Source organism: Synechococcus sp. L2F (assembly GCF_024345695.1).
GTDB lineage: Bacteria > Cyanobacteriota > Cyanobacteriia > PCC-6307 > Cyanobiaceae > MW101C3.
This window is the reverse complement of sequence record NZ_JAGQBP010000007.1, coordinates 1-24,769: the sequence shown is the minus strand read 5'-3', so window position 1 is coordinate 24,769 and position 24,769 is coordinate 1. Positions and strand designations below refer to the sequence as shown.

General features: G+C 65.3%; 21 protein-coding genes and 1 pseudogene. 17 read left to right on the top strand and 5 right to left on the bottom strand.

What is annotated here, in order from left to right; all coding sequences use genetic code 11:
* Positions 1-3: 3 nt before the first annotated feature.
* Positions 4-1,950, bottom strand: coding sequence for an ATP-binding protein (locus KBZ19_RS14400; RefSeq protein ID WP_255101403.1), 1,947 nt, complete (start codon positions 1,948-1,950; stop codon positions 4-6).
* 284 nt (positions 1,951-2,234) lie between these two features.
* Here KBZ19_RS14400 and KBZ19_RS14395 point away from each other — a divergent pair, with 284 nt between their 5' ends.
* Positions 2,235-2,960, top strand: a complete 726-nt coding sequence (locus KBZ19_RS14395) for a GAF domain-containing protein (RefSeq protein ID WP_094514723.1) — start codon at positions 2,235-2,237, stop codon at positions 2,958-2,960.
* 29 nt (positions 2,961-2,989) lie between these two features.
* Here the strand turns inward: KBZ19_RS14395 and KBZ19_RS14390 are convergent, their stop codons facing one another.
* Positions 2,990-4,468, bottom strand: coding sequence for a glycosyl hydrolase family 57 (locus KBZ19_RS14390; RefSeq protein ID WP_255101402.1), 1,479 nt, complete (start codon positions 4,466-4,468; stop codon positions 2,990-2,992).
* Between the two features lie 212 nt (positions 4,469-4,680).
* On the opposite strand from KBZ19_RS14390, the gene KBZ19_RS14385 reads away from it, so the two are divergent.
* Both KBZ19_RS14385 and KBZ19_RS14380 read left to right on the top strand, forming a co-directional pair.
* Positions 4,681-5,109 (top strand): NUDIX hydrolase, encoded by a 429-nt coding sequence (locus KBZ19_RS14385; RefSeq protein WP_255101401.1) that lies wholly within the window; start codon positions 4,681-4,683, stop codon positions 5,107-5,109.
* Positions 5,110-5,186: 77 nt separating this feature from the next.
* A complete protein-coding gene (locus KBZ19_RS14380) occupies positions 5,187-5,771 on the top strand; it encodes a rhodanese-like domain-containing protein (RefSeq protein WP_255101429.1) in 585 nt (194 codons plus the stop codon).
* A gap of 1,301 nt (positions 5,772-7,072) precedes the next feature.
* Here the strand turns inward: KBZ19_RS14380 and KBZ19_RS15245 are convergent.
* A pseudogene (locus KBZ19_RS15245) lies at positions 7,073-7,252 on the bottom strand (hypothetical protein); the annotation flags it as partial.
* Positions 7,253-7,346: 94 nt separating this feature from the next.
* On the opposite strand from KBZ19_RS15245, the gene KBZ19_RS14370 reads away from it, so the two are divergent.
* Positions 7,347-7,610, top strand: a complete 264-nt coding sequence (locus KBZ19_RS14370) for a 2Fe-2S iron-sulfur cluster-binding protein (protein ID WP_255101400.1) — start codon at positions 7,347-7,349, stop codon at positions 7,608-7,610.
* Here KBZ19_RS14370 and mnmA read toward each other — a convergent pair.
* Positions 7,601-8,713: a tRNA 2-thiouridine(34) synthase MnmA gene (gene mnmA, locus KBZ19_RS14365; protein WP_261346638.1), complete on the bottom strand. Its 1,113-nt coding sequence runs from the start codon at positions 8,711-8,713 to the stop codon at positions 7,601-7,603. The two genes, KBZ19_RS14370 and mnmA, sit on opposite strands and share 10 nt — an antisense overlap.
* 206 nt (positions 8,714-8,919) lie before the next feature.
* Here mnmA and KBZ19_RS14360 point away from each other — a divergent pair, with 206 nt between their 5' ends.
* The 3 genes from KBZ19_RS14360 to KBZ19_RS14350 all read left to right on the top strand — a co-directional run bounded on the left by KBZ19_RS14360 (position 8,920) and on the right by KBZ19_RS14350 (position 12,533).
* Positions 8,920-10,533, top strand: a complete 1,614-nt coding sequence (locus KBZ19_RS14360; protein ID WP_255101398.1) for an NAD(P)H-hydrate epimerase — start codon at positions 8,920-8,922, stop codon at positions 10,531-10,533.
* A 145-nt stretch (positions 10,534-10,678) separates the two neighbouring features.
* On the top strand, positions 10,679-11,608 hold the full coding sequence (locus tag KBZ19_RS14355) for a sigma-70 family RNA polymerase sigma factor (protein WP_094514664.1): 930 nt from the start codon (positions 10,679-10,681) through the stop codon (positions 11,606-11,608).
* A gap of 10 nt (positions 11,609-11,618) precedes the next feature.
* Positions 11,619-12,533, top strand: coding sequence for a histone deacetylase (locus KBZ19_RS14350; protein WP_094514660.1), 915 nt, complete (start codon positions 11,619-11,621; stop codon positions 12,531-12,533).
* Between the two features lie 54 nt (positions 12,534-12,587).
* On the opposite strand, the gene pdhA is transcribed toward KBZ19_RS14350, so the two are convergent.
* Positions 12,588-13,670 carry a pyruvate dehydrogenase (acetyl-transferring) E1 component subunit alpha gene (pdhA, locus tag KBZ19_RS14345; protein WP_094514657.1) on the bottom strand — a complete coding sequence of 361 codons (1,083 nt, stop codon included), beginning with the start codon at positions 13,668-13,670 and terminating at the stop codon, positions 12,588-12,590.
* Between the two features lie 160 nt (positions 13,671-13,830).
* On the opposite strand from pdhA, the gene KBZ19_RS14340 reads away from it, so the two are divergent.
* The 10 genes from KBZ19_RS14340 (at position 13,831) to KBZ19_RS14300 (ending at position 24,526) form a co-directional block, all read left to right on the top strand.
* Positions 13,831-15,885 (top strand): IMS domain-containing protein, encoded by a 2,055-nt coding sequence (locus KBZ19_RS14340; RefSeq protein ID WP_255101397.1) that lies wholly within the window; start codon positions 13,831-13,833, stop codon positions 15,883-15,885.
* Positions 15,886-16,010: 125 nt separating this feature from the next.
* Positions 16,011-17,501, top strand: a complete 1,491-nt coding sequence (gene ffh / locus KBZ19_RS14335) for a signal recognition particle protein (RefSeq protein ID WP_094514652.1) — start codon at positions 16,011-16,013, stop codon at positions 17,499-17,501.
* 76 nt (positions 17,502-17,577) lie between these two features.
* Positions 17,578-18,036 (top strand): 30S ribosomal protein S16, encoded by a 459-nt coding sequence (gene rpsP / locus KBZ19_RS14330; protein ID WP_255101396.1) that lies wholly within the window; start codon positions 17,578-17,580, stop codon positions 18,034-18,036.
* An 11-nt stretch (positions 18,037-18,047) separates the two neighbouring features.
* Positions 18,048-19,079: a PhoH family protein gene (locus tag KBZ19_RS14325; RefSeq protein WP_094514650.1), complete on the top strand. Its 1,032-nt coding sequence runs from the start codon at positions 18,048-18,050 to the stop codon at positions 19,077-19,079.
* Positions 19,076-19,570 carry an aromatic acid exporter family protein gene (locus tag KBZ19_RS14320; RefSeq protein WP_255101395.1) on the top strand — a complete coding sequence of 165 codons (495 nt, stop codon included), beginning with the start codon at positions 19,076-19,078 and terminating at the stop codon, positions 19,568-19,570. Before KBZ19_RS14325 ends, KBZ19_RS14320 begins: the two co-directional genes overlap by 4 nt.
* Before the next feature lie 111 nt (positions 19,571-19,681).
* Entirely contained in the window at positions 19,682-20,410 is a 729-nt protein-coding gene (locus KBZ19_RS14315; RefSeq protein ID WP_094514645.1) for a Bax inhibitor-1 family protein, read from the top strand.
* A gap of 210 nt (positions 20,411-20,620) precedes the next feature.
* Positions 20,621-20,887 (top strand): hypothetical protein, encoded by a 267-nt coding sequence (locus KBZ19_RS14310; RefSeq protein ID WP_255101394.1) that lies wholly within the window; start codon positions 20,621-20,623, stop codon positions 20,885-20,887.
* 105 nt (positions 20,888-20,992) lie between these two features.
* The gene (locus tag KBZ19_RS15240) at positions 20,993-21,406 is read left to right on the top strand and encodes a polysaccharide biosynthesis/export family protein (protein WP_399220391.1); all 414 of its coding nucleotides are present in this window, start codon (positions 20,993-20,995) and stop codon (positions 21,404-21,406) included.
* 776 nt (positions 21,407-22,182) lie between these two features.
* Positions 22,183-23,196: a hypothetical protein gene (locus KBZ19_RS14305; protein ID WP_255101393.1), complete on the top strand. Its 1,014-nt coding sequence runs from the start codon at positions 22,183-22,185 to the stop codon at positions 23,194-23,196.
* A 631-nt stretch (positions 23,197-23,827) separates the two neighbouring features.
* Positions 23,828-24,526: a DUF429 domain-containing protein gene (locus KBZ19_RS14300; protein ID WP_255101392.1), complete on the top strand. Its 699-nt coding sequence runs from the start codon at positions 23,828-23,830 to the stop codon at positions 24,524-24,526.
* Positions 24,527-24,769: the final 243 nt, after the last annotated feature.

Sequence of the window (24,769 nt, the reverse complement as noted above, 5' to 3'; positions counted from 1 at the left end):
CCCCTACGCCGCGGGGCCGCAGCAGCGACCATGAGCGCGCACCAGGGTGGCCGAGAGAAGTTCACCCTTGAGCGGCTTGCCGAGCACTTCGTTCATGCCGGCCTGCAGGGCCGCCGCCCGATCTTCCACGGTGGTGAAGGCGGTGACGGCAACGATCCAGGGCCGCTCCGCGCCACCGGTGGCGGAGCGGATGCGGCGGGCGGCCTCCAGGCCATCCAGCCGCGGCATCTGCACATCCATCAGGATCAGGTCCGGGTCGAACTGGCGCTGCCGTTCGAGCGCCTCCTGGCCATCGACGGCGGACTCGGGTTCATAGCCCAGGCGCCGCAGCATCAGCTCACAGAGCCGCCGGTTCACGGCGCTGTCGTCGGCCAGCAGGATGCGCAGGGGATGGCAGGCCGCGAAGCTGCTGCCTTCCGGCTGGGCCGGCGGCGAAGACGAGGGACCTGACGGAGGTGTGGCGGCCGGGGGTTCCAGGGCAGTTGGAGAGGCCGCAGCTTCCAGAGCAGACCCTGTGGCAAGGGGGTCCAGCGCAGACGCAGCGGCGTCCGCCTCCGGAGCGGGCGTTGAGGCCATCGTTTCCACCGGCAGGCTGAAGCTCACGGCGGTGCCTTGGCCGGGGTGGCTCTCCACCTGGATCGTGCCGCCGAGGGCTTCCACCAGCTGCCGGCTGATGGCCAGGCCCAGGCCGGTGCCGGCGTGGGGCGTGTGGGTGGAGCTGGTGAGCTGGGAAAACGGCCGGAACAGGAGCTCGATCTGATCGGCGGCCATGCCGACCCCGGTGTCCACAACGGAGAAGCTCAAGGCGGTTGCCGGTTGCTCTCCTTTGGGGGCGGTGCCCTTTGCTGTGACCTCCCCAGTGACCTCAGACGCCTGAACGGAGACCACCACACGGCCGGAGTCGGTGAACTTGATCGCATTGCCGATCAGGATGAGCAGGATCTGGCGCAGGCGCTGGCCGTCGGTGCGGATCAGTGGCGGCACTTCTGCGCCCACCACCAACGACAGGTCGATCGCCTTGGCTCTGGCCAGGCTCAGACAGGTGGCGATCACCTCCTCCATCAGCGCAGGCACTGCGCACGGCGCCAGCTCGACCACCAGATCTCCCGCTTCGATCCGGGCGAAGTCGAGCGCCTGATTGAGCAGGGCAAGCAGGGATTCGCCCGAGCTGGTCACGATCTCCAGGCACTCCCGCTGCTGAGCGGACAACTCCGTGTCCAGCACGAGGCCCGTCATGCCGATGACGCCATTGAGTGGGGTGCGGATCTCGTGGCTGAGGGTGGCGAGAAAGGTGCTCTTGGCCCGATCGGCGGAAGCCATGGCTTCAAACGCTCGGGCACGGGCCTTGAGGGAACGGCGATGGAAGCCGGCCGCCAGCAGCGAAAAGCCGGCGCTGCCCAGCAGACCAAGCCCGAAGGTGAGCTGCAGCGGAAGTTTCTTGCGCTGCAGTTGCGCCAGCGAGAAATCGATGCCCACCAGGCCCACCTGCTTCCCATTGCTGTTGCGGATCGGGGCAAAGCCGCTCATGAAGGTGCCGAAGTGGTCCGTGTAGGGCCCGGCGCTGATCTGGATCAAGCCGGTTCGGGCCGCCTGCAGCGCATCCGCCGAGGGGTCGAGGTAGAGCTCACCAACGGTGAGAGGGCTGACGAAGTCCCTCGGATTCTTGATGTAATAGGTGCTGTCAAGCGTGAAGCGCAGGCCTTCCGGCGAGTTGACCAACACATAGGCGTAGAAGATCTCGGGCACCAGCCGGCGCAGCTTCAGCAGCGGAGCACTGGCGCGGCGGTAATCGGCGTTGCCCGTCTGCTCGGGACTGGTGATCGCAGCCACCAAGGCAGGATCCATCTCGCCGGCAGCGATGCTCACCAGATGGCGAAGGCTTTCGCGCACCTCCTGGCGCAGCAGCCTGGTGGCACTCCAGTAGTTGAAACTGAGGGCAACCGCGGCCACGCCAAAGATCGTGGCGGCCAGTAGAACGCTCTCGCGGCGAATGCGTTGGCGGCTCCAACCGGATGTGGCGAGCTGAGGCTGGCGTTGAGCCGACCGGAAAACACCGTACATGCGGGAGAACCAGCCAGCCAGATGCCCTCACGGCCCGTCGTCTCTCTGGTCTACAACGGCGGCCCCTCAGGCGCGCCTGCGCGAGGGCCTGGCGTTGCGCCATGAGGAGATGTGAACCCTCCCAGGGCGCACGATCCCTGTTCCCTACGTTTGCAGTGGTGATCAGGCTTTCCATGCGCGCGAATGTGGCTCCCCGCGAAGCAGCCCGCCTGGAGGCCTTGAAGAACTACCGCATCCTGGATACGGAGGCTGAATCGTCGTACGACGCCATCACCTACCTCGCCGCCCAGCTTTGCGACGTGCCGATCGCGTTGATCAGCCTGGTGGATGAGGAACGCCAGTGGTTCAAATCCAAGGTGGGCCTGGAGGTGAGCGAAACGAGCCGTGATGTGTCGTTCTGCGCGCACGCCATTCTCGGCGAGCAAACCCTCGTCGTGCGCGATGCCCGCGAAGATGAGCGCTTCCGCGATAACCCACTGGTGTGCAGCGAGCCGAACATCGTGTTTTACATGGGGGTACCGCTGAGCACACCGGAAGGCGCCAAGATCGGCACCCTCTGCGTGATCGACCGCCAACCCCGTGAACTCAGCGCCGCGCAGGTGCACGCGCTTGAAGTGCTGGCCCATCAGGTGGTGCTGCAGCTGGAGCTCAAGCGGGTGTCCGATCAGCTGGCAGCGGCCCTCGAGCGCATCAATGTGATGGAGGAGCTGATTCCGATCTGCTCCTACTGCAAGGGCATCCGCAACGACAGCGGCTACTGGCAGAGCGTGGAGGCCTTCATCAAGAGCCACGACAACGTGGAGTTCTCCCACGGTGTCTGCAACGCCTGCATGGCCCGCTTCTTCCCAGAAGTGGAGCCCATCCCGGGGGATCCTGCCGGGGATGCACCGGAAAGCTGAATGTGGGTGAGCCGAACCTGCGGCGCGGTCTAGACAACCTGTAGGGCGCCGGCGGCTGCGAGCTCCAGCTGGGCAAGGCCGCGCCTGTGAATCTCGCTGGCGTAGTCGGTCCAGGTGCCTTGGCCCCAGTAGCGGAAGCAGCTGGTTTCCAGCAACAACAGGTGCAGCAGGGCCTGCTGGTAAGGCTCGGTGGCGGTGACACCGGGATCCCTCGCCAGCTGAGGGGCAAACAGCTGGTGGAACTGAGCGCTCAGGCTGGTCATTGGTTCGAGCACATTGGCGTAGCCCTCCACCCAGCTGAGGTTGTTGGTCCAGGAGGCGCCGGCCATCGAAAAGGAGGAATCCTGGGCCTGGAGCTCGGCGATCGCAGCTTCAGTGGCAGCAGGGCTGGGCGGGCCGCTCAGCTGTTGCCAGAGCTTGTGCTGCTGCACCGCCTGAATCTGGGGGAACTGCTCGGAGGTCACCCCAGCCGCCTCCAGCAACTCCAGGTATTCCGTGCCGTTGATGGCCACCGTGTCCGCCTCGCTGCCCTTGGCACTGATGGTGCGGTGGGCCTGAAGGAAGGCGGGCGGGAACTCATTCATCATCACGCCACCGTTCTCGCCATCGGCGATCTGTGACACCAACGAAGGCACCGTGCTGCCTCCCAGCACCTGCCGGCCCAGCCCCATCGCTTCATAGCAGGGCTGCATCTGACCCACCAGCTTCGTGTCGGAGCCCTGGGTTTTGATCAATGCCGTGATCGACAGTTCCTCCCCGCTGGAGTTGCGCGCCACCAGCAGATTGGGAAGCACCTTCTGCTCCTGGCTCAGGCCGCTGCCATCACGCCGTTCCACGCTGTGCTCCTGCACCAGCAGCCAGCGGTAGCCGCATTCCTTGAGCGCCTTCACCAGCTCATAGAGGGTGTCGGGATGGTTGGGCAGGTGCATCTCCGGTGGGGAGAATCCCTTCACGCGCTGCAGTGCCTCAGGGCCGAACAGGGCCTTGAACTGGTGCTGCCAGGCGAGGATCTGCAGCCTGAGATCAGGAATCGGGGTGGAGGGCGCCACTGCGTGGCTCCAGAAGGTGCCGAGCCACTCCACATGGGGCTGGAGGCTGGGGTCGCAGGCGAGCTTCTGCAGCGCCTCGATCACATCGACGCGGCCCATCTGACCCAGGCCCCAGAGCAGATTGCCGGAATAATCCAACATGATCCGTGGGTTGCAGCCCTCTGCAATCAGCTGGGGGAGGATGTCTGCCAGACGCCTGTAGCACTGGGCAAAGGGTTCGGCGTTGTGGTTATCGCCTTCGCCCGGATGCTCCAGCATGTATTGAAGGTGGGAGATCAGCTCACCACCGGTACCCGCTGGAATCGTGGGTTGGTGCATGTGCAAGGCGCAGGCGAAGCCTGAGCGGATCTGCCCCAGGTTCAGGTTGCTGCGTGGCAGGAACACCGGGCCGGAATCCTGCACCAGGGCAAGGATCTCGGCTTCTGAGCCGGCGATCGGCGGCAGGGTTGGGTGGCTCATTGTGATGGCTGCCGGCAGGGTCATCATCGTCGCGGCGGCCCGGGCTCGCCCCGGATGGCTCACGGATTGGTCGGGCACTGTCCATCCGCTGTCCATCCGCTGTCCTTCCGCTGGTCTTGCGCTGTTCTTCCCCTGCTCACGCACTGGTCGGTCGCCAGCTGGTTCCTCGTCCCCCCGCGCCAAGCTGGATCCGTCTGCGGCCGGCAATAGCGATGAGCGTGGAGGTGGCCCTGGCGATGGCGGAGCAGCAGGGCCGCTGGCTGCTGCAGCTGCGCGACGACATCGAGGGCATCGTGTACCCCGGCACCTGGGGATTGTTCGGCGGCCACCTGGATCCGGGTGAAACCCCGGAGCAGGCCCTGCGGCGCGAATTGCGCGAGGAGATCCGCTGGGAGGCGCAAGACCTCGCTTTCTGGTTTCTGCACCGCAACCCACAACGCGACGCCCACTTCTTCCGCACCACCATCACGCTGCCCCTGGATGCGCTCGATCTGCGTGAGGGGCAGGATCTGACGCTGGCGTCCCTGGAGGAGCTGCGCACCGGTTCGATCTGGAGCCCCCGCCGCAGGGAAACGCGCCCGCTGGCCCCCTCGCTGCAGCGGGCGGTGGAGAAGCTGGTGGAGGAGGGCTGGGTGCCATGAAACGACCTGGCCCTGAGCGGCTGCGTTGGGTGGGTGCTTCGTGGTCCAAAACTGCCAGGGCCAGAGCGGCATTGGCTGTGGCTCTGGTCACCGCTGTGGCGGGCCTGTGGCTGCATCGCTCGGATGAAGGCAGTGACAGAGGCACCTCCAGCTCCGCCGATCAGGAGCTGGCGGCCGAAGTGCAGCGCCGTTATGACGAGATGAAGCTGCAGCAGTTTCCCGGCCAGCCGGAGATCTCCGTGGGCGAATGGGTGACCCGCCCGAACGACCGGCCTGCGGTGCTGGTGGATGTGCGCGAACCGCACGAACGGCGCGTGTCGATGTTGCCGGGGGCGATCAGCAGCGAAGAGTTCGAGCGCAACAGCGCCCGCTATCGTTCCTGGCTCGTAGTGCCGTATTGCACCATCGGCGTGCGCAGCGGCCATTACACCAGAACGCTCAGAGAGCGAGGGTTCGAGGCCCGCAACCTGGCTGGCAGTGCGCTGGCCTGGGCCCATGCGGGCCTGCCGTTCGAGGCCGATGGCAAGGCCACCCGCAGGGTGCATGTGTATGACGCTGGCTGGAATTTGCTGCCGCGAGGATATGAGCCCGTCGTCTACGGATTCCTAGCACTGCCGGGCGATGTTAGGCGTCCTGGTCTACCTAATAAGATGACCCGCTGATGCGCTCGTCTAGGGCAACCACAGCATCTGCCCTTTTGCCCAGGCGGAGAGGGAGCGGCAGGTGCCCCTGCCAAACACTGGGTGTGTCGCTCAAGCCATGCATGGGCGCTGCTGTGTCCTAAAGCTGGGATCAAGAGCCTGACCCTTGCGTGCCGCTGGCGTGGTTTCTCCTCGCTTGCCCAAGGTGCCCACGGGATCATGATGCCTACGGGAGAGCACTGGTCGGAGCCGCAGTGCTGAAACTTGCTCGGAATTCTCGATCCAACTCAACGAGTGCTGGGGAGCGCCAGAGTCGAAGTCAAGCCTCGCGATACCAATGAAACCATGCTCTTCGTGAACGATCACCGCCAACCGGATGGCATCTAAAAATGCATCGAATGAACGGAAGAAGCGTGAGAAAGCCCAGCACTGGCACTGGGCATTAGGATTGTCAGACAGAACTGCAATTGAGAGCCTTTCTGATCATATTCGAATCTGATCATATTCGAATCATATTCGAGTGCAAGCGAGTTGAGATAAAGGCACTTGAAAGGAATTCAGGTAGAATCGAAATGCCCCAAGGCTTCCAACAAGCCAACTGAAGCCACCATGGCATCAGTCATGAAAAAGACCGAGCTCAAATGCCCTGCCTAAGTTCCTGACCGCAGGTGATAGTTTTTGGAATTCTGCCGACAGCTCACTCGGAACAGCCATCACCTCCTCTTCAGGGGCGCCAATGTCCTGATTGTGTTGATACACGAGCTGGCAGTTTGCAAAAAAGCCGTCTACGAGTGAAAGACATGAAGGAAATTGCAGAGAGGATGCGCTTGAATGTGAACCATGTTTTCCTGAAGTCATGGCCTGCGGATGTAAACTATGGAACTTGACGCAAGCCCAATCTTAGGGCTTTCCGGGCTTGAAAGCCAGGTTGATACAGCTCTTCACGCAAGTAGCAATCGCCACAATTGCACCGCTGACTCAAATACTGCTCCTTCGCCTGTATCAAGAAGGAAGGAGCTATATCAGGGAAGTTGTGGTCAAAAAGTGGCAAGCGATACCTAAGTGCCCTTAGCAGGTTCGCGTTGGCCCTTCTCGGTTCAGATTCAGCAAGGTTCGGTCTAATTCCAGCTCTTTGGGGCCATTTACCCTGCTTGATTCGGTTCTCCATTGTCGTCCAGAGGAGCACACCCTTCGCTGGTCATGTCCTATCCAACAACTGATGATGGGCCAAGAACAGCATCGCTGAGCAGCGAACACGTTCACCTTGCAGCTGTTCTTGGTCATTCCCCGCAGCCGGGTCTTCTGAAGGCCAAACGGCGGCCTCCTTTCATGCCGCTCTTGGGGTAGCGGGGCTCAACCAGATGGATCAGCGCCTGCCAGGGCACGACCTGCTCCATGTCGGCCAGAAACGTCTCGCCTTAGGTGCGCTTCTTTGCCGTGATCGGCTCGTAGTCTCCGAATCCAAGCGGCTTGCCGCCCGTGAACCCAGTGCTTACCTGCAATCACAGGGTCATCCTCCTGTGAATGGGGCGGATGTTCCTGAGTCTCTCTGTAGCAATCCACGTCCCGATTGCTCCTCCTCCCCCTCGCCACGCCATGCCTGAGGCCCCGCCGAATTCAGAGCCCGTGGTAGCGATTCAGTGGCCAGATGGCAGCACTACCAGCGCACCGGTGGGCAGTGATTGGCTGCAGGCAGCCGCCGCGGCCGGGGTGGTGATTCCTACCGGCTGTCTGGGTGGTAGCTGCGGGGCCTGCGAAATCGATGTCAACGGCGAGGTGCTGAGGGCCTGCATCGCCACCGTTCACGCCTGCGGCAGCGGCGTCCTGCAGGTGGAGCTGGCAGTCGATCCCTATTGGTGATCTTCTGCGGCAATCAAGCCGCCGCCCAGCAGCACCTCTCCGGCGTAGAACACCGCCGCCTGTCCGGGGGTGATCGAAAACTGCTCCTCGGCGAACTCCAGGCGGGCACGGCTGGGCCGGCCGGCGGCCGTGTCGGCGGCGGTGGCAGCCAGGGGAGTGAGCCGGGCCGCCACCGGAGCACTGCGGTAGCGCACCTGCACCTCCAGATCCAGCGGCGCCTGGGGCGGATCGATTGACACCCAGTTGATCGCCCCGACCACACAGCCACCCCGGCCGGCCTCAGCCCGCGGCGCCACCACCACCCGGTTCATGGCGGCATCGAGGCGCACCACATGCAGCGGTTCGCTCCAGGCCACCCCCAGTCCTTTGCGCTGGCCGATGGTGAAGTGCTCGATGCCGTCATGCTGGCCCAGCACCCGCCCATCGCTCAGCACAATCTCCCCCTGGCGCGGCGGCAGATAGGCATCCAGAAACGCCTTCATCGAGCCATGGTGATCGGCAAGGCAGAGGTCCTGGGATTCAGGCTTCCTGGCCGTGCGCAGCCCGTACCGCTCCGCCTCCAGCCGCGTGTCAGCCTTGGTGAGCTCCCCGAGCGGGAACACCAGCCGGCTGAGCACCTGCTGGGGCAGGTCGTAGAGGAAGTAGCTCTGATCCTTGCGCGCATCCAGGCCGCGCAGCAGCTGGGTACGGCCGCTCGGTTCGGGAGCGTGCCGCAGGCGGGCGTAGTGGCCGGTGGCGATCCGGGCAATGCCGCGTTCGCGCTCCGCCCACTCCAGCATCGGCGAGAACTTCACCTCGCGGTTGCAGCGGGAGCAGGGCAGGGGCGTGACCCCAGCGGCATAGCCCTCCACCAGAAACCCGACGATCTGCTCCTCAAAGCGGGCGCGCGAATCCACCACGTGATGCGGAATCGCCAGCTGTTCGCAGATCCCGGCCGCGTCCACCAGCCCTTCGGCACAGCAGGCTCCCTTGCCGCTCATCAACCAGAGGGTGAGCCCCTCCACCTGCCAGCCGGCCTCCACCAGCAGCGCCGCGGTGAGGGAGCTGTCGACGCCACCGGAGAGCCCCACGGCCACCCGATGTTCCCCGGGCCAGCCGCGCAGGCGGCCGATCACAGCAGCGGCGGGGGCGGCAGGGGTGGCAGCAAGAGCGGCTGCGGTGGCAGAAGGCCCGTCAGGGGCGCCGGAGGTGGCGGGGGGAGGAAAGGCCAAGGGGAGCGGTGCCGCCGTCGCGAGTGCGCAGCGTCGGGGCCTCTCCATCATGAAGCGACGCGCCCAGCACGGTTGGGCCCCACCCTTCGAGTGCTGCCATGAGCTGTTGGCCCGCCCGTGACGCCGCCCACCTGCTGGTGGAATCCGCGCCGATGGCGGCGTTGGAGGAACGCCTGTTCGCCAGCGGGCTGCCGGTGGAGGCGTTGATGGAGAAAGCCGCCCTGGCGATCAGCCGGGCACTGCTGGCGCGGCCCGAGCTGCTGCGGGATGGCGTGCTCGTGCTGGCAGGGCCGGGCCACAACGGCGGCGATGCTCTGGTGGTGGCACGGGAGCTGTACCTGGCCGGTGTCGCCGTGCGGATCTGGAGCCCGTTTGAGCGCCACAAACCCCTTACCGAAGCCCATCTGCGCCATGCGGCCTGGCTGGGCATCGAACGCCTCGCGGCGCCACCCGATCCGGCGGCGACCGAGCTGTGGGTCGACGGCCTGTTCGGCATCGGCCAGCACCGGCCGCCGGAGCCCCGCATCGCCACCTTGCTGGAGCAGCGCCAGCGGCTGATGGGCGGTCGGCTGGTGGCGATCGATGTGCCCACCGGCCTCTGCGCCGACAGCGGCCGGCCCCTGGGCCCGGTGGCCGCCTGCGCCGCCATCACGTACTGCCTGGGCTTGCTCAAGCAGGGGCTGGTGCAGGACACGGCCCTGGCCTGGGTGGGCCAGCTGGAGCGCCTCGATCTCGGCCTGCCGGCGGCACTGCTGGCGGACCTGCCCGCCGATCAACCACTGGCACTGCTCGGCAGCGACCGGGCCACCGCTCCCTGGCCCCAGCGGCCCCAGGCGGCCGGCAAGTACGCCCGAGGGCGCCTGCTGGTGGTGAGCGGCAGCGCCGCCTACCCCGGAGCAGGCCAGCTCAGCCTGCTGGGGGCCAGTGCCAGCGGCTGCGGCAGCCTGCGGGCAGCCCTGCCCCGCGCCCTGGCGGAGCAGATCTGGCTGGTGCAGCCCCACGTCGTGATCAGCGCCGCACTTGAGGAGCGGGTCGGCGGCGGGCTGGCATTGGCGGGTCTGGCGAATCCCGGGCTGCTGGAGCGGCTGGACACTGTGCTGGTGGGGCCCGGCATCGGAGGCGATCACTGGGGCGACAGCGGGGCTGGTGGCGAAGCGTGCCTGAGGATGGAGCACGGCTCTGCTGCAACGGCGGGCGGCGAGGAGAAGGGCTGGGAGGCGCTGGGTCGCTTTCCCGGGCTGGTGGTGCTCGACGCCGACGGGCTCAACCGCCTGGCGGCCGGCGCCGCCGGTGCGCCAGAGGAGTGGCTGCGGGGCCGGGCCGGAACCACCTGGCTCACGCCCCACCAGGGCGAGTTCGCCCGGCTGTTCCCCGACCTGGCCGGTGAAACGCCGCTGCGGGCCGCCGCCACCGCCGCCCAGCGGTGCGGTGTGAGCCTGGCCCTCAAGGGGGCCCGCACCGTGGTGGCCGCTGCCGATGGGCGGCGCTGGCAAGTGCTCCAGGCGGCCACCGCCGTCGCCCGGGCCGGCCTGGGGGATGTGCTGGCGGGGTACGCCGCCGGGCGAGGCGCATGCGCCGCCGCCGGGGACGGGGTGCTGTTGGCAGCGGCGGTGCTGGAGCATGCCGAGGCGGGCCTGACCTGTGCCCGGCAGCGAGGGGCAGGGCAGACCACGCCCCAGGAAGTGGCCGCCACCTTGGGATCTGCCGCTTGAATCAGGCGACAAATGAACGAATCGATCAATCAAACCGGCCCAATGTTTCCTTTTGCACGCAGAAAGTTGAAAGGTTGCTGAAATCACAGCCCCTTTCAAAAAACTGAGCGGATAGTGACGCCAATCAGCGGGCACAGGCTCCTCCATGACAGCCTCCAGCCTCCAGGGCGAAAAAAGCAGTCGGAGCCGCGGTGGGGATCCGATCAGCTGGTATCTCACCTCCATTGGCCGAGAACCTCTGCTCACCCCTGCCGAAGAGATCGAACTGGGCAATCAGGTGCAGGCGATGATGCAGCTCACCCAATCCGGTGAGCCCGACCATCCCACCGACCAGGAACGTCAGCTGATCCGGATCGGTCGCCGCTCCAAGCAGCGGATGATGAAAGCCAACCTGAGGCTCGTGGTCAGCGTGGCCAAGAAATATCAGGGCAAAGGGCTGGAGCTGCTCGATCTGATCCAGGAAGGTTCGCTCGGTCTGGAGCGGGCGGTGGAGAAGTTCGATCCCACGCGCGGCTACAAGTTCTCCACGTATGCCTTCTGGTGGATCCGCCAGAGCATGACCCGCGCGATCGCCTGCCAGTCGCGCACGATCCGCCTGCCAGTGCATCTCAGCGAACGGCTCACCGCCATCCGCCGCGTGAGCCTTGATCTGGCCCACAAGCTCGGCGCCATGCCCAGCCGCCGCGAAATCGCCGAGGCCATGGCGATGCCGCTCGAAGAGCTTGATGCCCTGCTGGGCCAGGCCCTCACCACCTCCAGCCTGGATGCGCCCGTGAACGGCGAAGAGGGCCGCAGTTTCCTCGGGGATCTGATCGCCGATCCCGCCAACGAGCAACCGCTCGATGTGGTGGAGCGTGGCATGCACCACGAACAGCTCAACCGCTGGCTCAGCCATCTCTCCGAACAGGAGCGCCAGGTGCTCGAACTCCGGTTCGGACTGCATGGCGACGAGCGCCACACCCTCGCCGAGATCGGCCGTCAGCTCGACGTTTCCCGTGAACGGGTGCGGCAGGTGGAACTGAAGGCGCTGCGCAAGCTGCGCAGCCTCACCCACCGGCTGCCCAGCCGCCTCTGAGGGCCAGCCCCTGCGGCCTCCCCTCGTTTACCACCCGGCCTACTCCGCGCCGCTGCCGAGCAGCCATCGTTTTCCGATGGCCAAATTCCGGCTGCTGCACGACCTGCTGCGCGCACGGGATCTGGCCCGGGACAGCCAGCTGCACCAGCCGCTGCCAGCGCCGCGTCGCTGGATCGAACAGGTGCATCCCCGCACGTATCACCAGGCGTTTGCCCGCAATCAGCTGAGTGCGGCCCAGCAGCGGCGCATCGGCCTGCCGGCCACGGCACCACTGGTGCGCCGCACATGGTTGGCGGTAGGAGGCACCGTGCTCACCGCCCGGCTGGCCCTGCGCCATGGCGTGGCCTGCCATCTGGCCGGCGGCACCCACCACGCCTTCGCCACCCAGGGCAGCGGCTTCTGCATCTTCAACGACTACGCCGTCGCTGCCCGGGTGCTGCTGGCGGAAGGGGCGGTGCGTCAGCTGCTGGTGGTGGATCTGGACGTGCATCAGGGCGATGCCACGGCGGCGCTGTTCGCCGAAGAGCCACGCGTGTTCACCTTCTCGGTGCACTGCGCCAGCAACTTTCCCCTGCACAAGCAAGCCAGCGACCTGGATCTGCCACTCGCTGACGGCCTCGAGGATCAGGCCTACCTGGAGACGGTGGGGGAGCACCTGCCCGTCCTGCTCGAGCGGCTCCGGCCGGATCTCGTGCTCTACAACGCCGGTGTGGACCCGCACCGCGACGATCGGCTGGGCAGGCTTTGTCTCAGCAGCGAGGGCTTGCTGCAGCGCGACCGCCTGGTGTTCGACGCCTGCCTCAGGCGAGGGGTCCCCGTGGCCAGTGTGATCGGCGGCGGCTACGACAGCCTGCCGGAGCTGGTGGAGCGCCATGGGCTGGTGTTCCGCGCCGCTGCTGAGCAGGCCCGCCTGCACGGGCTGTGAGCCCAGCAGGCCGCCACTGCACCTCTGTGTTGGGGCTGGCGAGCCCTCAGCGCCTCAGTCTTCAGCCCAGATGTAGCGGGTGAGTTCGGCAGGATCGGGCTCGGGCGCCGCGAGGGCGAAGCTGACCGCATCGGCCACCTCCGCGTCGATCTCCTTCTCGATCTCCTTCAGCTCATCGGCGCTGGCGAGGCCGTGGGACGTGAGGTGAGCGGCGAGGGCCTTGATCGGATCGCGCTGCGCCCAGAAGTCCTTCTCCGCCTCGCTGCGGAGCTCGTCGGGGTCGGCCAGGGAGTGGCCGCGGAAGCGATAGGTGAGGCACTCCAGCAGGGTGGGGCCTTCGCCCGCCCTGGCCCGCTCCACCGCCCGCTGAGCCGCAGCGCGAACCGCCAGCACATCCATGCCGTCGACTTCCTCGCCAGCCATGCCGAAGGCGGCGGCTTTGCGCCAGATCTCCGGATCGCTGGTGGCACGGTCGTGGGCCATGCCGATCGCCCACTTGTTGTTCTCCACCACGAACAGGATCGGCAGCTTCCAGAGCGCCGCCATGTTCAGGCACTCGAAGAACTGGCCGTTGTTGCAGGTGCCATCGCCGAAGAAGGCGGCGGTGACCGCATCGCTGCTGGCATCACCGAGCGCGTCGCGCTTGTAGCGGCTGGTGAACGCCGCCCCCAGGGCCACCGGGATGCCTTCGCCGATGAAGGCATAGCCGCCCAGCAGGTGATGCTCCCTGGAGAACAGGTGCATGGAGCCACCCCGGCCCTTGCTGCAGCCGGTGGCCTTGCCGAACAGCTCACTCATCACCTCACGGGCCGGCACGCCGCAGCTGAGCGCATGAACGTGATCCCGATAGGTGCTGCAGAACCAGTCGTGCTGGGCACGCATCGCCTTGATCACGCCCGTGCTCACGGCCTCCTGGCCGTTGTAGAGGTGCACGAAGCCGAACATCTTGCCGCGGTAGTACATCTCCGCGCACTTGTCTTCGAACCGTCGACCCAGGGTCATGTCCCGGTAGAGGACCAGACCGTCGGCACGGCTCACCGATGTGGGGCCAGCCGTGTAAAGGGATGCGAGCCTTTCCGAATGGCTGCTGACAGGCTCGGCCGCCGGCGGGGCCGGGACAGCGATCTCCTGGGTCATGGCAGGGACAGCGGAACTTCTGACCGCTGACTGTACGGGGTCTGTTCCGCCCGCAGAGTCAAATTGGTTGCCTCTGCCTACACTCCCTGCCAAGCCCGTGCCGCGGGATTGCGAGTCGCCAGGGTTGGAACTGCCGATCGACCATTTCCAACTTCTGGGGGTGAGACCGGCCACTGATGCCCAGACGGTCTTGCACACCTTGCAGCAGCGGCTCGACCGGCCGCCGGAGCAGGGTTTCACCGCCGCAGCCCTGGAGGCCCGTGCCGTGCTGCTGCGCGAAAGCGCTGATGTGCTCAGCGATCCGGAGCGACGCCAGGCCTACGAAGCCGAGCTCATGGCGCTCGACACCGAGGACGGCGCCCTGACACCGGGCCTGGACGTGCCGCCTTCCCGCGAGATGGGGGCCTTGCTGCTGCTCTGGGAAGCGGGGCTGGCCATCGATGCTTTCGATGCAGCCCGTCGCTGCCTGCAACCGCCGCAGGCGCCGGCACTGGGCAGCCACCGCGAGGCCGATCTCACCCTGCTGGCGGGGGAAGCCTGCCGCATGGGTGCCAGAGAGCTGCAGGGGCGCCGTCAGTTCGAGCGGGCGGCCCAGCTGCTTCAGGAGGGCATCACCTTGATGCGGCGCACGGGCCGCCAACCGGAGCAGCAACGGCAGATGGAACACGACCTGGCCGATCTGCTGCCGTTTCGGGTGCTCGATCTGCTGCGGCGTGATCTGAGCGCCACCGACGAGCGCGCCGAAGGTCTGAACCTGCTGGAGATGCTGGTGGAGCGGCGCGGCGGACTGGAGGGCGACGGAGATCCAGCCCTACCCAGGAAAGACTTCCAGGACTTCTTCAAGCAGATCCGCCACTACCTGACGGTCCAGGAGCAGGTCGACCTGTTCAGCCGCTGGGCCAGCGGCAACGCCACCACCCCCGGCTCCGCCACCGCCGAATTCCTGGCCTGCCTGGCGCTCACCGCCTCCGGCTTCGCCCAGCGCAAGCCAGAACGCATCGCCGCCGCCCAGCTGCGGCTGGAGGCCAGCGGTCAACCGGGCCTGCAGCCCTTCCTGGCCTGCCAGCATCTGCTGCTGGGGCGGGTGGCTACGGCGGAGGCCTGCTTCAGCCAGGGCGCTGATCCCGCCCTGCGCGCCTGGGCGGCCGAGCATGGGAGCGAACCGCTGGCTCAGCTCTGCGCCTACTGCTGCGACTGGCTGCGGCGCGATGTTCTCGCCGGATACCGCGACATCGAAATCGACCCTGATCTGGAGGCTTACTTCGCCGATCGCGACGTGCAGGCCTATGTGGAGCAGCTCGACCGGCGCCAGAACCGGGAGCTGCAGGGCCGGAGCCATGCCGGTACGGAAGCCATGTCTGCTGCTCCGCTCACCACAGATCCGGTCCTCGACTCTCTGGCGTCCCGTGGCACGGCAGCTTCTTCTGAAGACCCGATGCGCTGGCCGGATCCACTGGAGCCCGCCGCTGACCCGGCCAGCCTGCCGCTCGAGAGCTCAGACCCCTTCCGCACAGCGACAACCACCCCGGCGCGGTCCAGTGCCGCCCCCCGCCCCAGGCGCGCTCCCCTTGGCGCCGCCGGCTGGAAAGCTCTGCCCGGCTGGGGCCGCATGGCCGCGGCCGCCGTTCTGGTCAGCGCCTTCGTCGCCGCTGGCCTGGCAGGAATGATGGCCCTGCGGCCCTTGTCGCCCGCCAGCCCCGACAAGCAGCCCAAACCAGGAGTGGGCGCCACCGGCACCTCCCCCCCGCCAGCAGACACCCCCGCCAAGAGTCCCCCCGCGGCCAAGCCCCAGCCAGCCCGGGCGGCTGGCCCAGTGCCGCTCACCAGCGCCGAGCCGGATGAAAGCCAGCTGCGCGCCCTGCTGGAAACCTGGCTGCAGACCAAAGCCGCAGCCCTCGATGGCCGAACCCCCGCCATCCCGCCCGCAGACCTGGCCCGGGAAAGGCTGGTGCGCGAACTGGCCGCCGAGCTACGCCGCAACCGTGCCCGGGGCGTGAGCCGTGAGCAGGTGACGACCGAGATCCAGGGCCTCCGCATCGACACCCGCACCCCCCGCCGGATCGCCGCCGCCGTGGACATCCGCTACAGCGACACGGCGCTCGACGCCCAGGGCAAGGTGGTCGATCGCACCCCTGCCACCAACTTTCGCAACCTCTACATCTTCGGCCGCGAGGGCGAGGTGTGGAAGGTGGTGGGCTTCCGCCCGCTCTCCTGAGCCGCAGCTGAGCCCTTGAGCCTGAGCTGAGGCTGGGGGCGTGCAAGCGGCGCCGCCGAAGCAGCGGCGGAAGGCCGGCCGGCATGTTTTTACGATCGGGTCACGATCCGCCGGTGCTTCGCCCCATGTTCGACGAACTTTCCCAGCGTTTCGAAGACGCGGTCAAGAGCCTGCGGGGCCAGGACAAGATCACCGAGAGCAACGTGGATGGGGCGCTGCAGCAGGTGCGCCGGGCCCTGCTGGAGGCCGATGTCAGCCTCGATGTGGTCAAGGGCTTCATCGCCGATGTGCGCGAGCGCGCCATCGGTGCCGAGGTGGTGCGGGGGGTGAGCCCGGATCAGCAGTTCATCCAGCTGGTGCATCAGGCACTGGTGGAGGTGATGGGCGGGGAGAACGCACCGCTGGCCCGTGCCGATCAGGCCCCCACGGTGGTGCTGATGGCCGGTCTGCAGGGGGCGGGCAAGACCACCGCCACCGCCAAGCTGGGCCTCCACCTCAAGGAACAGGGCCGGCGCGCGCTGCTGGTGGCCGCCGACGTCTACCGGCCCGCCGCCATCGATCAGCTGCAGACCCTCGGCAAGCAGATCGGCGTGGAGGTGTTCAGCCTGGGGGCCGACGCCCGGCCGGAGGACATCGCTGCCGCCGGTGTGGCCAAGGCGCGTGCCGAAGGCTTCGACACCGTGCTGGTGGACACCGCCGGCCGGCTGCAGATCGACACCGCGATGATGGAGGAGATGGTGCGGATCCGCACCGTGGCAGCGCCCGATGAGGTGCTGCTGGTGGTGGATTCGATGATCGGCCAGGAGGCCGCCGACCTCACCCGCGCCTTTCACGAGCAGGTGGGCATCACCGGAGCCGTGCTCACCAAACTCGACGGCGACTCCCGCGGGGGTGCGGCGCTCTCGATCCGCAAGGTGAGCGGCGCGCCGATCAAGTTCATCGGCACCGGCGAAAAGGTGGAAGCCCTGCAGCCGTTCCACCCGGAGCGGATGGCCAGCCGCATCCTCGGTATGGGCGATGTGCTCACCCTGGTGGAGAAAGCCCAGAAGGAGGTGGAGATCGCCGATGTGGAGCGTATGCAGAAGAAGCTGCAGGAAGCCTCCTTCGACTTCAGCGACTTCGTTCAGCAGATGCGCATGATCAAGCGCATGGGATCTCTGGGCGGCCTGATGAAGCTGATCCCGGGAATGAACAAGATCGACGACGGCATGCTCAAGCAGGGCGAGGCCCAGCTCAAGCGGATCGAGGCGATGATCGGCTCAATGACCGAGGACGAACGCAAGCAACCCCAATTGCTGGCGGCCCAACCCTCACGGCGGCGGCGCATCGCCGCAGGCAGCGGTCACACCCCGGCGGATGTCGACAAGGTGCTGGCTGATTTCCAGAAGATGCGCGGCTTCATGCAGCAGATGACCCGCGGCGGAGGCATGCCGGGCATGCCAGGGATGGGCGGCGGCATGCCCGGATTCCCCGGAATGGGGGGCGGCATGCCAGGCATGGGCGGCTTCCCCGGCATGGGCGGAGGGATGCCGGCCGCTGCCGGTGGGGGCACTGCTGGGGGGGCGCGCAAAGCCAACCGGCCGCCGAAAAAGCGCAAAGGCTTCGGCCAGCTGTGAGCAGCAGCCGGCCGCGCCTGTGGGCTGTGAGGGCTGTTGTACCGTTATGGACTGCCATCTTCACGACTGCGCCACGATGATCAAGCTCCGCCTGAAGCGGTTCGGCAAGAAGCGGGAAGCGAGCTTCCGCTTGGTTGCCACCAACAGCACATCACGTCGTGATGGGCGGCCGCTGGAGGAACTGGGCTTCTACAACCCCCGCACGAAAGAAACCCGCCTCGACACCGAGGCGATCCGTGTGCGTCTGGGCCAGGGCGCCCAACCCACCGACACGGTGCGTTCGCTGCTGGAAAAAGGCGGCCTGATCGAGAAAACGATCCGTCCGGGCGAAACCGTCGGCAAGGCCAACCAGGCCGCTGCCCGCGAAGCTGCAGCCAAGCAGGCTGAGAAGGAAGCGGCAGAAGCCAAGGCCGCCGCTGCAGAAGCTGCCGCCAAGGAAGCCGCTGAAGCTGCTGCCAAAGTGGCAGAGGCTGCTGAAGCCGCTGCTGCCGCCGCCGCCGAACCTGAACCCACTGCTGCTTCTGCGGCCGCTTGAGGGCGCGCCCCATGACCGGGGCCGACACCTCCTCTTCGCGCACGCTCATCGCGCTGCCGAATCCATCGTCAGCCCTGGCTCTGGCTGGCGAAGCAGAAGCCACCCTGCACCACATCGAGGCGCTCACCGGCGTCTCCATGGTGCTGCGGGGTCTTGATCTGTCGATTCAGGGGCGCAGCAGCCAGCGCGAGCGGGCCGCCGCCCTCGTTGATTTGCTGAGGCCCCTCTGGCAAGAGGGCCAGGCCGTCGGGGCCGTGGATGTGCAAACTGCACTGGTGGCACTCGACACCGGCCGCAGCGCCGAACATCGCGACCTGGGCAATGTGGTGCTGGCCCGCAGCCAGGCCGGCAAGCTGCTGCGTCCGCGCACCCTGCGCCAGCGCAGCTATGTCGAGGCGATGGAGCGCCACGACCTCACCTTGGCGCTCGGTCCAGCGGGCACCGGCAAAACGTTCCTGGCCACCGTCCAGGCGGTGCGGATGCTGACTGAGCGGCGGGTGGAACGGCTGATCCTCACCCGGCCTGCCGTGGAAGCAGGCGAACGGCTGGGCTTCCTCCCCGGCGATCTGCAGCAGAAGGTGGACCCCTACCTCCGTCCCCTCTACGACGCGCTGCACAGCCTGCTGGGGGCGGAACGCACCAGCGCGCTGCTGGAAAAAGGGGTGATCGAGGTGGCTCCGCTGGCCTACATGCGAGGCCGAACGCTGGCCGACGCCTTCGTGATCCTCGATGAAGCCCAGAACACCACAACAGCCCAGATGCGCATGGTGCTGACGCGGCTGGGGGAGAACTCCCGCATGGTGGTCACGGGTGATCCCACCCAGATGGATCTGCCGGCGGGCCAGCTCAGCGGCCTGATCGAGGCGGCCCAGGTGCTTCAGGGGGTCGAAGGCGTGGCGATCTGCGAGCTCACGGCGGCCGATGTGGTGCGCCACCCCCTGGTGCAGCGGCTGGTGACCGCCTATGCCAACCGCGATGCCAACGGGCCGGCACCCACAGCGCAACAGCGATTCGACGGCCAGCAACGCCGCCGGGGACCATGAACAGCACAGAACGGCTCCGCATTCCCGCCGAAATCGCATTGGCGGCCCTTGTGGCCTATGTGCTCGGCTTCTGGTTCACCAGCCTGTTCCCTGGCTATCTGCCCAAGATCGGCGGCCTCTGGTCGGCCATCTCGGCGATCGTGGTCACCCAGTCCACCCGCAAGGAAACGACCTCCTCCGCCTCCCTGCGCATTCTTGGATCGGCAATCGGCGCGATCACCAGCGCCATCTACCTGACGCTGCTGCCCTTTCACCCGCTCGGCATGGCCCTGGCGATCTTCGCCACGGTTCTGCTCTGCGCCGTCGTCAACATTCCCAGCCACGGCCGCCTGGCTGCGATCACGGTGATCGTGGTGATGGTCACCGGCAGCCTGGATCCGAAGCTGAGCCCAGGCCTGAACGCCTTGCTGCGCTTCGTTGAATCCTGCATCGGCACGGGCGTGGCGATGCTGGGCGTCCGGCTCTGGCCAGGTCCCGTCGAGAAAGACTGAAGCGACCGTTCAGACGGCATGGGGAGATCCGCACCCCTCAGCAGGCGTGGACGCTCCCAATGACCGAAACCCGCTGGCAGGATGGATGGAGTTTCGTTCCACTGGAGCGCAATGCCGGCCAGCAGCAATTTTCAGCAAGCCATTCGTGAGGCCCAGTCGAGCGCCCTTGTTGGCCCCAATGTGGTCAACAAGGCTCTCCCCTATGTGGGCGGCGGCATGGTGCTCACCGCCGGGGGTGTGGTGGGTGGCCTGTCGATGATCGGCACCCCGCTGTTCATGCCCCTGTTCTGGGTGGCCCTGATCGGCAACTTCATCCTGTTCTTCGTCGCCCAGAACGTGGCGATGAAGGGCAACAACAGCACGGCGCTGCCGATCCTGGCGATCTACAGCCTGATCACAGGGTTCACGCTCAGCGGCATCGTGGCCATGGCCATCGGCACCGCCGGGATCGGCGCCATCGGCACGGCCGCCCTGGCCACCGGCATCACCTTCGTAGTGGCCTCAATGGTGGGCCGCCGCATGAGCGACAACCTGGGCCAGGCCCTGGGCGGTGTGGTGGGCCTGGGCATCCTCGGCCTGATCATCGCCATGGTGGTGCAGATCGTGGGCGGGATCTTCATTCCGGGCTTCGGTGGCAACGGCTTTGAGCTGCTGATCGCCGGCTTCGGCACCGTGCTGTTCGTGGGAGCCGCCTTCCTCGACTTCTACACGATGCCCCGCACCTACAACGACGACCAGTACCTGGCCGGCGCCCTGGGGATGTACCTCACCTATATCAACCTGTTCATCTTCATTCTGCGCCTGATCATTGCCCTTAACGGCGGCGGCCGGCGCGACTGAACACTGCAAAGTGTTGTGATCTGCCAGGGGGTTACCCCTGGCTTTTTCATGCTGACTTGCTCCGGATGAACCAACAAGGCGAGCCAAGACCTCCTCTAGGTGTGCAATTTTCTGCGCGAGAACGAGTATGCATTTCATCAAGCGAATCCAATAGCATGAGCTCCGATCCCATGAACTAGCTGCACAGAATCCACACCGTTTGCTGATCTGATGAATTCTCACCCTGCTAGAAATCCGATCCTCGTCATTCAGCAGGGGAAACCTGATGCGATGCATCCGCCAATCAGAGATACCTTTGTCCAGAAGCTACGCACAAATCGACAGAAAGCCAGCCCGAAGTGTCTTGTCGTTGTCAAGAAGAAGCGCCCTCGTATCAGCAGAATGAAAAAGGCGATCAAGCAGCAGCTCGCCCATCTGGAGCGTAACCTTGCCAGCATTGATTCCCTGATCGCATGTTGTGGCAACCTTCAGGTATGAGGGACAGTGTAGGTTGCTTCCCGGATCAAACAGTGAGCCATCTGCTAACCATGCATATCGGCCTCCGAATAGCAACCATTCTCAGGCCAGCGATGTGTCAGCACCATGCCTTCCAGTAAGCCAGGTTCCTTGCCACATCGTTTTCTGATGGTGGCCGCTGCCTCTGTGCTATTGGCTCCAGCATCCTTGCCTGCAGGATCAGCGACACAGGCCATGCAGATTCAAACGGAGCTCCTGCAACACTGCGGCGAGCCCATACAGGTGGAAGGCTACATCCTCGCCCCCGGGGATGTACTGGAACTGAGAATGCTCCATTCCTCGGCACAGCCCCTGGGTGGCAGCCTGGAAATACTCAGCGATGGCACTGCCTCGCTGGCCCTCATTGGCTCAGCCAAGCTCAGCGGCCTCACTCTGAGTCAAGCAGAGAGGTGGTTAACCCAACTCTATAAACAGGTGCTATTGCGGCCCGAGCTCACGCTGCGAATTGTTCGGATAAGCCCGTGCTTGCGTCGGGGTTAGGAGAGATTCAGAATTCAAGCAAGGTCATTGGCGCCAAGCGGGAGATGGTGCGAAAGACAATGACTCACTATGATCTAACCGAGCCTTTCCTTCGTGATATCAACGATTGGGAAGCCCGGCAGCATCACCCCATGAAGCGCGGATCTGCGCCAGGTGGCGTTTCACCTCAGCCTCAGAACGCCGAGCATAGGCGCAGAGGGCAAGCCGATCTAGCTCAACTTCGTTGAAATCCCACGCATCAACAGTCAGTATCAGGACAATCTCTGTTCTACCGGAACACCTTCCTGACCGCTCGAATCTTCACGCCATCACCGGATGATGAGCCGAAGATTGACGATGGCAACCTTTTCGCCGAGACAATCACCATGACTGTGAGCTTGGCGGTCCGAGCTCTGGGGTACGTCCCTCTGCGGGGAAGCAACCACCCTCTGATGGACATCACTCGTATCGCAAAGGGGCCTAAGCACTGGTGCACCGAGGAGCGACGCTCAGATCATTCTCATCCGCCTCAATAGCACTCTGTAGCGCCAAACCCCCGCCATCGCCTACAACCAATGGGTGTGGTGTCCACTACCTTCAACTCAATTTTGCGTGAGAGTGACACCATGGTAAAGAATCGAAACCCCTCAGACAACGCGGTGGACACCCGGAACTAGGCAAGCCTGCCCAGAGGGCAGTTCATGGTGATCCATTCTTCTAATGACAACATCAACCCACGGTTCTGACAAGCGCTCAGCTAGCGTCTCCTACCTAGGGTCGTCTGTAACGCAGAGGTCATGATGCAAAGCAATGCGATGGCCACTTTGCGGGTCATCTGTGTCATTACGCTCTTCCCGTTGGTCTGGATCACCCTGGCCATGATCAATGGCAGTGAGCGCCATGGGGTGAGCCAATTGGTTGACGTCCCCGCTAGGCCATTACCGGCAAAGCGCAAGCTCGTTGCAGATCATGCTGCGGCTATTCACGATTCGGTGCTGTCAGCACTGCTGCTGAATTCGTCCAGTTCCTCTCTCCCCAAGGAGCCAGCGTCGAATCGAAAGAAGGGCCCTTTCCTTCAGTCATCAAGCCCGAAAGAAGGCCTTGGTCAGAATCCATCCTCAAGCCCAGCGGCCGTGCCATCTGAACGAAGCGACAACGTCCTGGTTGCGTCTTCAAGAGCAAGGGAAGAAGGGCTCCGTGAACAGATTCGAGTTCCCCGGCCGGGCGTATCGATCGGATTCAGCAAGGCTGATCTGCTGGGCGGTCCGCTCTCCCTCGCCTCCTCACGCGAAGTCGTGATGCCGGTTCTTGCTAGGGCTCAACGTGCACACTGGGCAAGCAGCGGTGATCCACTAGCGCCGCTGCCCGCCGAGTGGCGCACTCCCATGCGTCAGGCGGTAAACCAGCTCGTTTCTACCAGCAAACAGAAACTCACCGAACTCACTGCACAAGTTGTTCATCTTCCCTCAACCAGAGTTACCCTGATAGAACAGGTGCCTGTGGTAATCCACCACGACGGTACTGCCACTTTGCTGCGTGCGCCCCACAGTCGTGCAGCAATCAAAGACATTGAAGACTGGGCTGCACAACAGCCTGTACCGAATCAAGGCGCTCTATCCATCGCATTGGTAACCATCCACCCGTTGCTGCAATCGCTGCCATCCCCACCAAAGGCAGTGAATTCCCGGATTGATTCAAGGCTGCCACCTCCAGTCTCAGCGACCCAGGCCAGCTCTGTCAGGCCGCTCCAAGGGACTAGCTTTCCCATACCACCGCCCCTCCCAACAGAGGGCCAACGGCTGGCAAAATGAATTGGGGCCCGCCACGTGGCCATGCGAAGCCGCCGCCGACAAGCTCCCAGCAGCGCCTTTTCGCTCCATCACGCAGTTTCCAACCCCACGCCAGAACTCGACCCATTCGCCACGTCATCAACGGGAAAAAGGTTGGCAGCCTGCTTGTGCTTTCCTAGCGGTGATCCCTCACGAGGTGGTTCATTCCTGCGGCCAAACAACACGCTGTTGGGGGATGGAGCCACCTGGATGTGGCCTGCTCGAAATCACCAAACCCGAGCTAACTGTTGCCCATGAGCCCCACCCATCCATCCCTGCTATCCCAGGACCCTTGCTTCGCAGTCGGAGTGGCTTTCCAGAGTTTCAACCAATCAATGATCCACAGGACATCATTTTCCGCAGATGTCCACAAGGGCGGAACGAGCGCCGTCCGCAGATTCAGAAACCACTGCAGTTCCCGGTGCCAGGCGAATAGCTCCTCAACCGCCTGCTCCGCGGCAATGAAACGCCCAAGCAAGGCCGAGGCGAAGCGAGGCCGTGGGGCAAGACTTGATCAAGGCAGTGGAACAGCCAGGGGAACGGCCAATGTGGCGCCGCCCTGCCCCCGGCATCGCCTGTCGCAGGGCGATGCAGAGGTCGTCCTCGAGGCCAGATGACGCTGCTGCGCGGCGTCGACGGCTGCCGGGCCGGCTGGTTGTGCGTGGAGCTGGGGCAGCAAGAACGGCTGGTGCGGGTGCGGCTCTGCCGCAGCGCCGTCGAGCTGTTCAAGGGGGCTGAACCAGCCATCACCGCCATCGATATGCCGATCGGACTGGGCGACAACGGGCCACGTCCCTGCGACCGGGCGGCACGGCGCTTCCTGCGCCAGCGGGGTAGCAGTGTGTTTCCTGCACCGGTGCGGGCCGTGCTCGCGGCCACCACCTACGTAGAGGCCTGTGAACTCTCGCTGGCCGCGCAGGGGCGCAAGCTCAGCAAGCAGAGCTTTTTCCTGCTGCCGAAGATCCGCGAGCTCGATGGGGTGTTGCGGGCGAATGCGCAGCTGGCCGCTGCCACGGTGGAGGCGCACCCTGAGGTGTGCTTCGCTCGCTGGAACGGCGACACGCCGATGCTCCATGCCAAGAAGACGGCTGCCGGCCGCGCCGAGCGGCTCGCCCTGGTGGAGGGTTGCTTCCCTGGCACCGTCAGCCGCGTGCGGAGCCGATTTCTGAAGCGGGAGGTGGCCGACGACGACATCCTTGATGCCCTAGCCACTCTGCACACCGCCAGCCGTCTCGCCGACGGTTCAGCCGTGGCCTTTGGTGACGCTGACGTCAGAGACAGTGCCGGCCTGCCGATGCGGATCTGGGGATGAGCCAGGCCCAGAACCACATACCCACCCCGCAGACCTGCGCCTAACCCCATCCACCTCTCGCTGCTTCCTGCCAAAAAAAAAGCCCCCGCAATCTGCGGGGGCTGCTGATCGATCAATGTTCCTCAACCTGTCTTCAATGAAAACCTGTTGAAGAACGTAGGGGATCAGCCGATCGCCGGAGCGGTCAGGGCCACAGGGGTGGCTTCGGCAGACGCCAGGTCGAGCGGGAAGTTGTGCGCATTG

Coding starts and splice junctions, on each gene's coding strand:
- KBZ19_RS14360 (WP_255101398.1), top strand. CDS start 8,920: ATGAGCTGTTGGCCCGCCCGTGACGCCGCCCACCTGCTGGTGGAATCC.
- KBZ19_RS14300 (WP_255101392.1), top strand. CDS start 23,828: ATGACGCTGCTGCGCGGCGTCGACGGCTGCCGGGCCGGCTGGTTGTGC.
- KBZ19_RS14355 (WP_094514664.1), top strand. CDS start 10,679: ATGACAGCCTCCAGCCTCCAGGGCGAAAAAAGCAGTCGGAGCCGCGGT.
- KBZ19_RS14305 (WP_255101393.1), top strand. CDS start 22,183: ATGATGCAAAGCAATGCGATGGCCACTTTGCGGGTCATCTGTGTCATT.
- KBZ19_RS14395 (WP_094514723.1), top strand. CDS start 2,235: ATGCGCGCGAATGTGGCTCCCCGCGAAGCAGCCCGCCTGGAGGCCTTG.
- KBZ19_RS14370 (WP_255101400.1), top strand. CDS start 7,347: ATGCCTGAGGCCCCGCCGAATTCAGAGCCCGTGGTAGCGATTCAGTGG.
- KBZ19_RS14385 (WP_255101401.1), top strand. CDS start 4,681: ATGAGCGTGGAGGTGGCCCTGGCGATGGCGGAGCAGCAGGGCCGCTGG.
- KBZ19_RS14315 (WP_094514645.1), top strand. CDS start 19,682: ATGCCGGCCAGCAGCAATTTTCAGCAAGCCATTCGTGAGGCCCAGTCG.
- KBZ19_RS14390 (WP_255101402.1), bottom strand. CDS start 4,468: ATGAGCCACCCAACCCTGCCGCCGATCGCCGGCTCAGAAGCCGAGATC.
- KBZ19_RS15240 (WP_399220391.1), top strand. CDS start 20,993: ATGCCTTCCAGTAAGCCAGGTTCCTTGCCACATCGTTTTCTGATGGTG.
- ffh (WP_094514652.1), top strand. CDS start 16,011: ATGTTCGACGAACTTTCCCAGCGTTTCGAAGACGCGGTCAAGAGCCTG.
- pdhA (WP_094514657.1), bottom strand. CDS start 13,670: ATGACCCAGGAGATCGCTGTCCCGGCCCCGCCGGCGGCCGAGCCTGTC.
- KBZ19_RS14320 (WP_255101395.1), top strand. CDS start 19,076: ATGAACAGCACAGAACGGCTCCGCATTCCCGCCGAAATCGCATTGGCG.
- KBZ19_RS14310 (WP_255101394.1), top strand. CDS start 20,621: ATGAATTCTCACCCTGCTAGAAATCCGATCCTCGTCATTCAGCAGGGG.
- rpsP (WP_255101396.1), top strand. CDS start 17,578: ATGATCAAGCTCCGCCTGAAGCGGTTCGGCAAGAAGCGGGAAGCGAGC.
- KBZ19_RS14325 (WP_094514650.1), top strand. CDS start 18,048: ATGACCGGGGCCGACACCTCCTCTTCGCGCACGCTCATCGCGCTGCCG.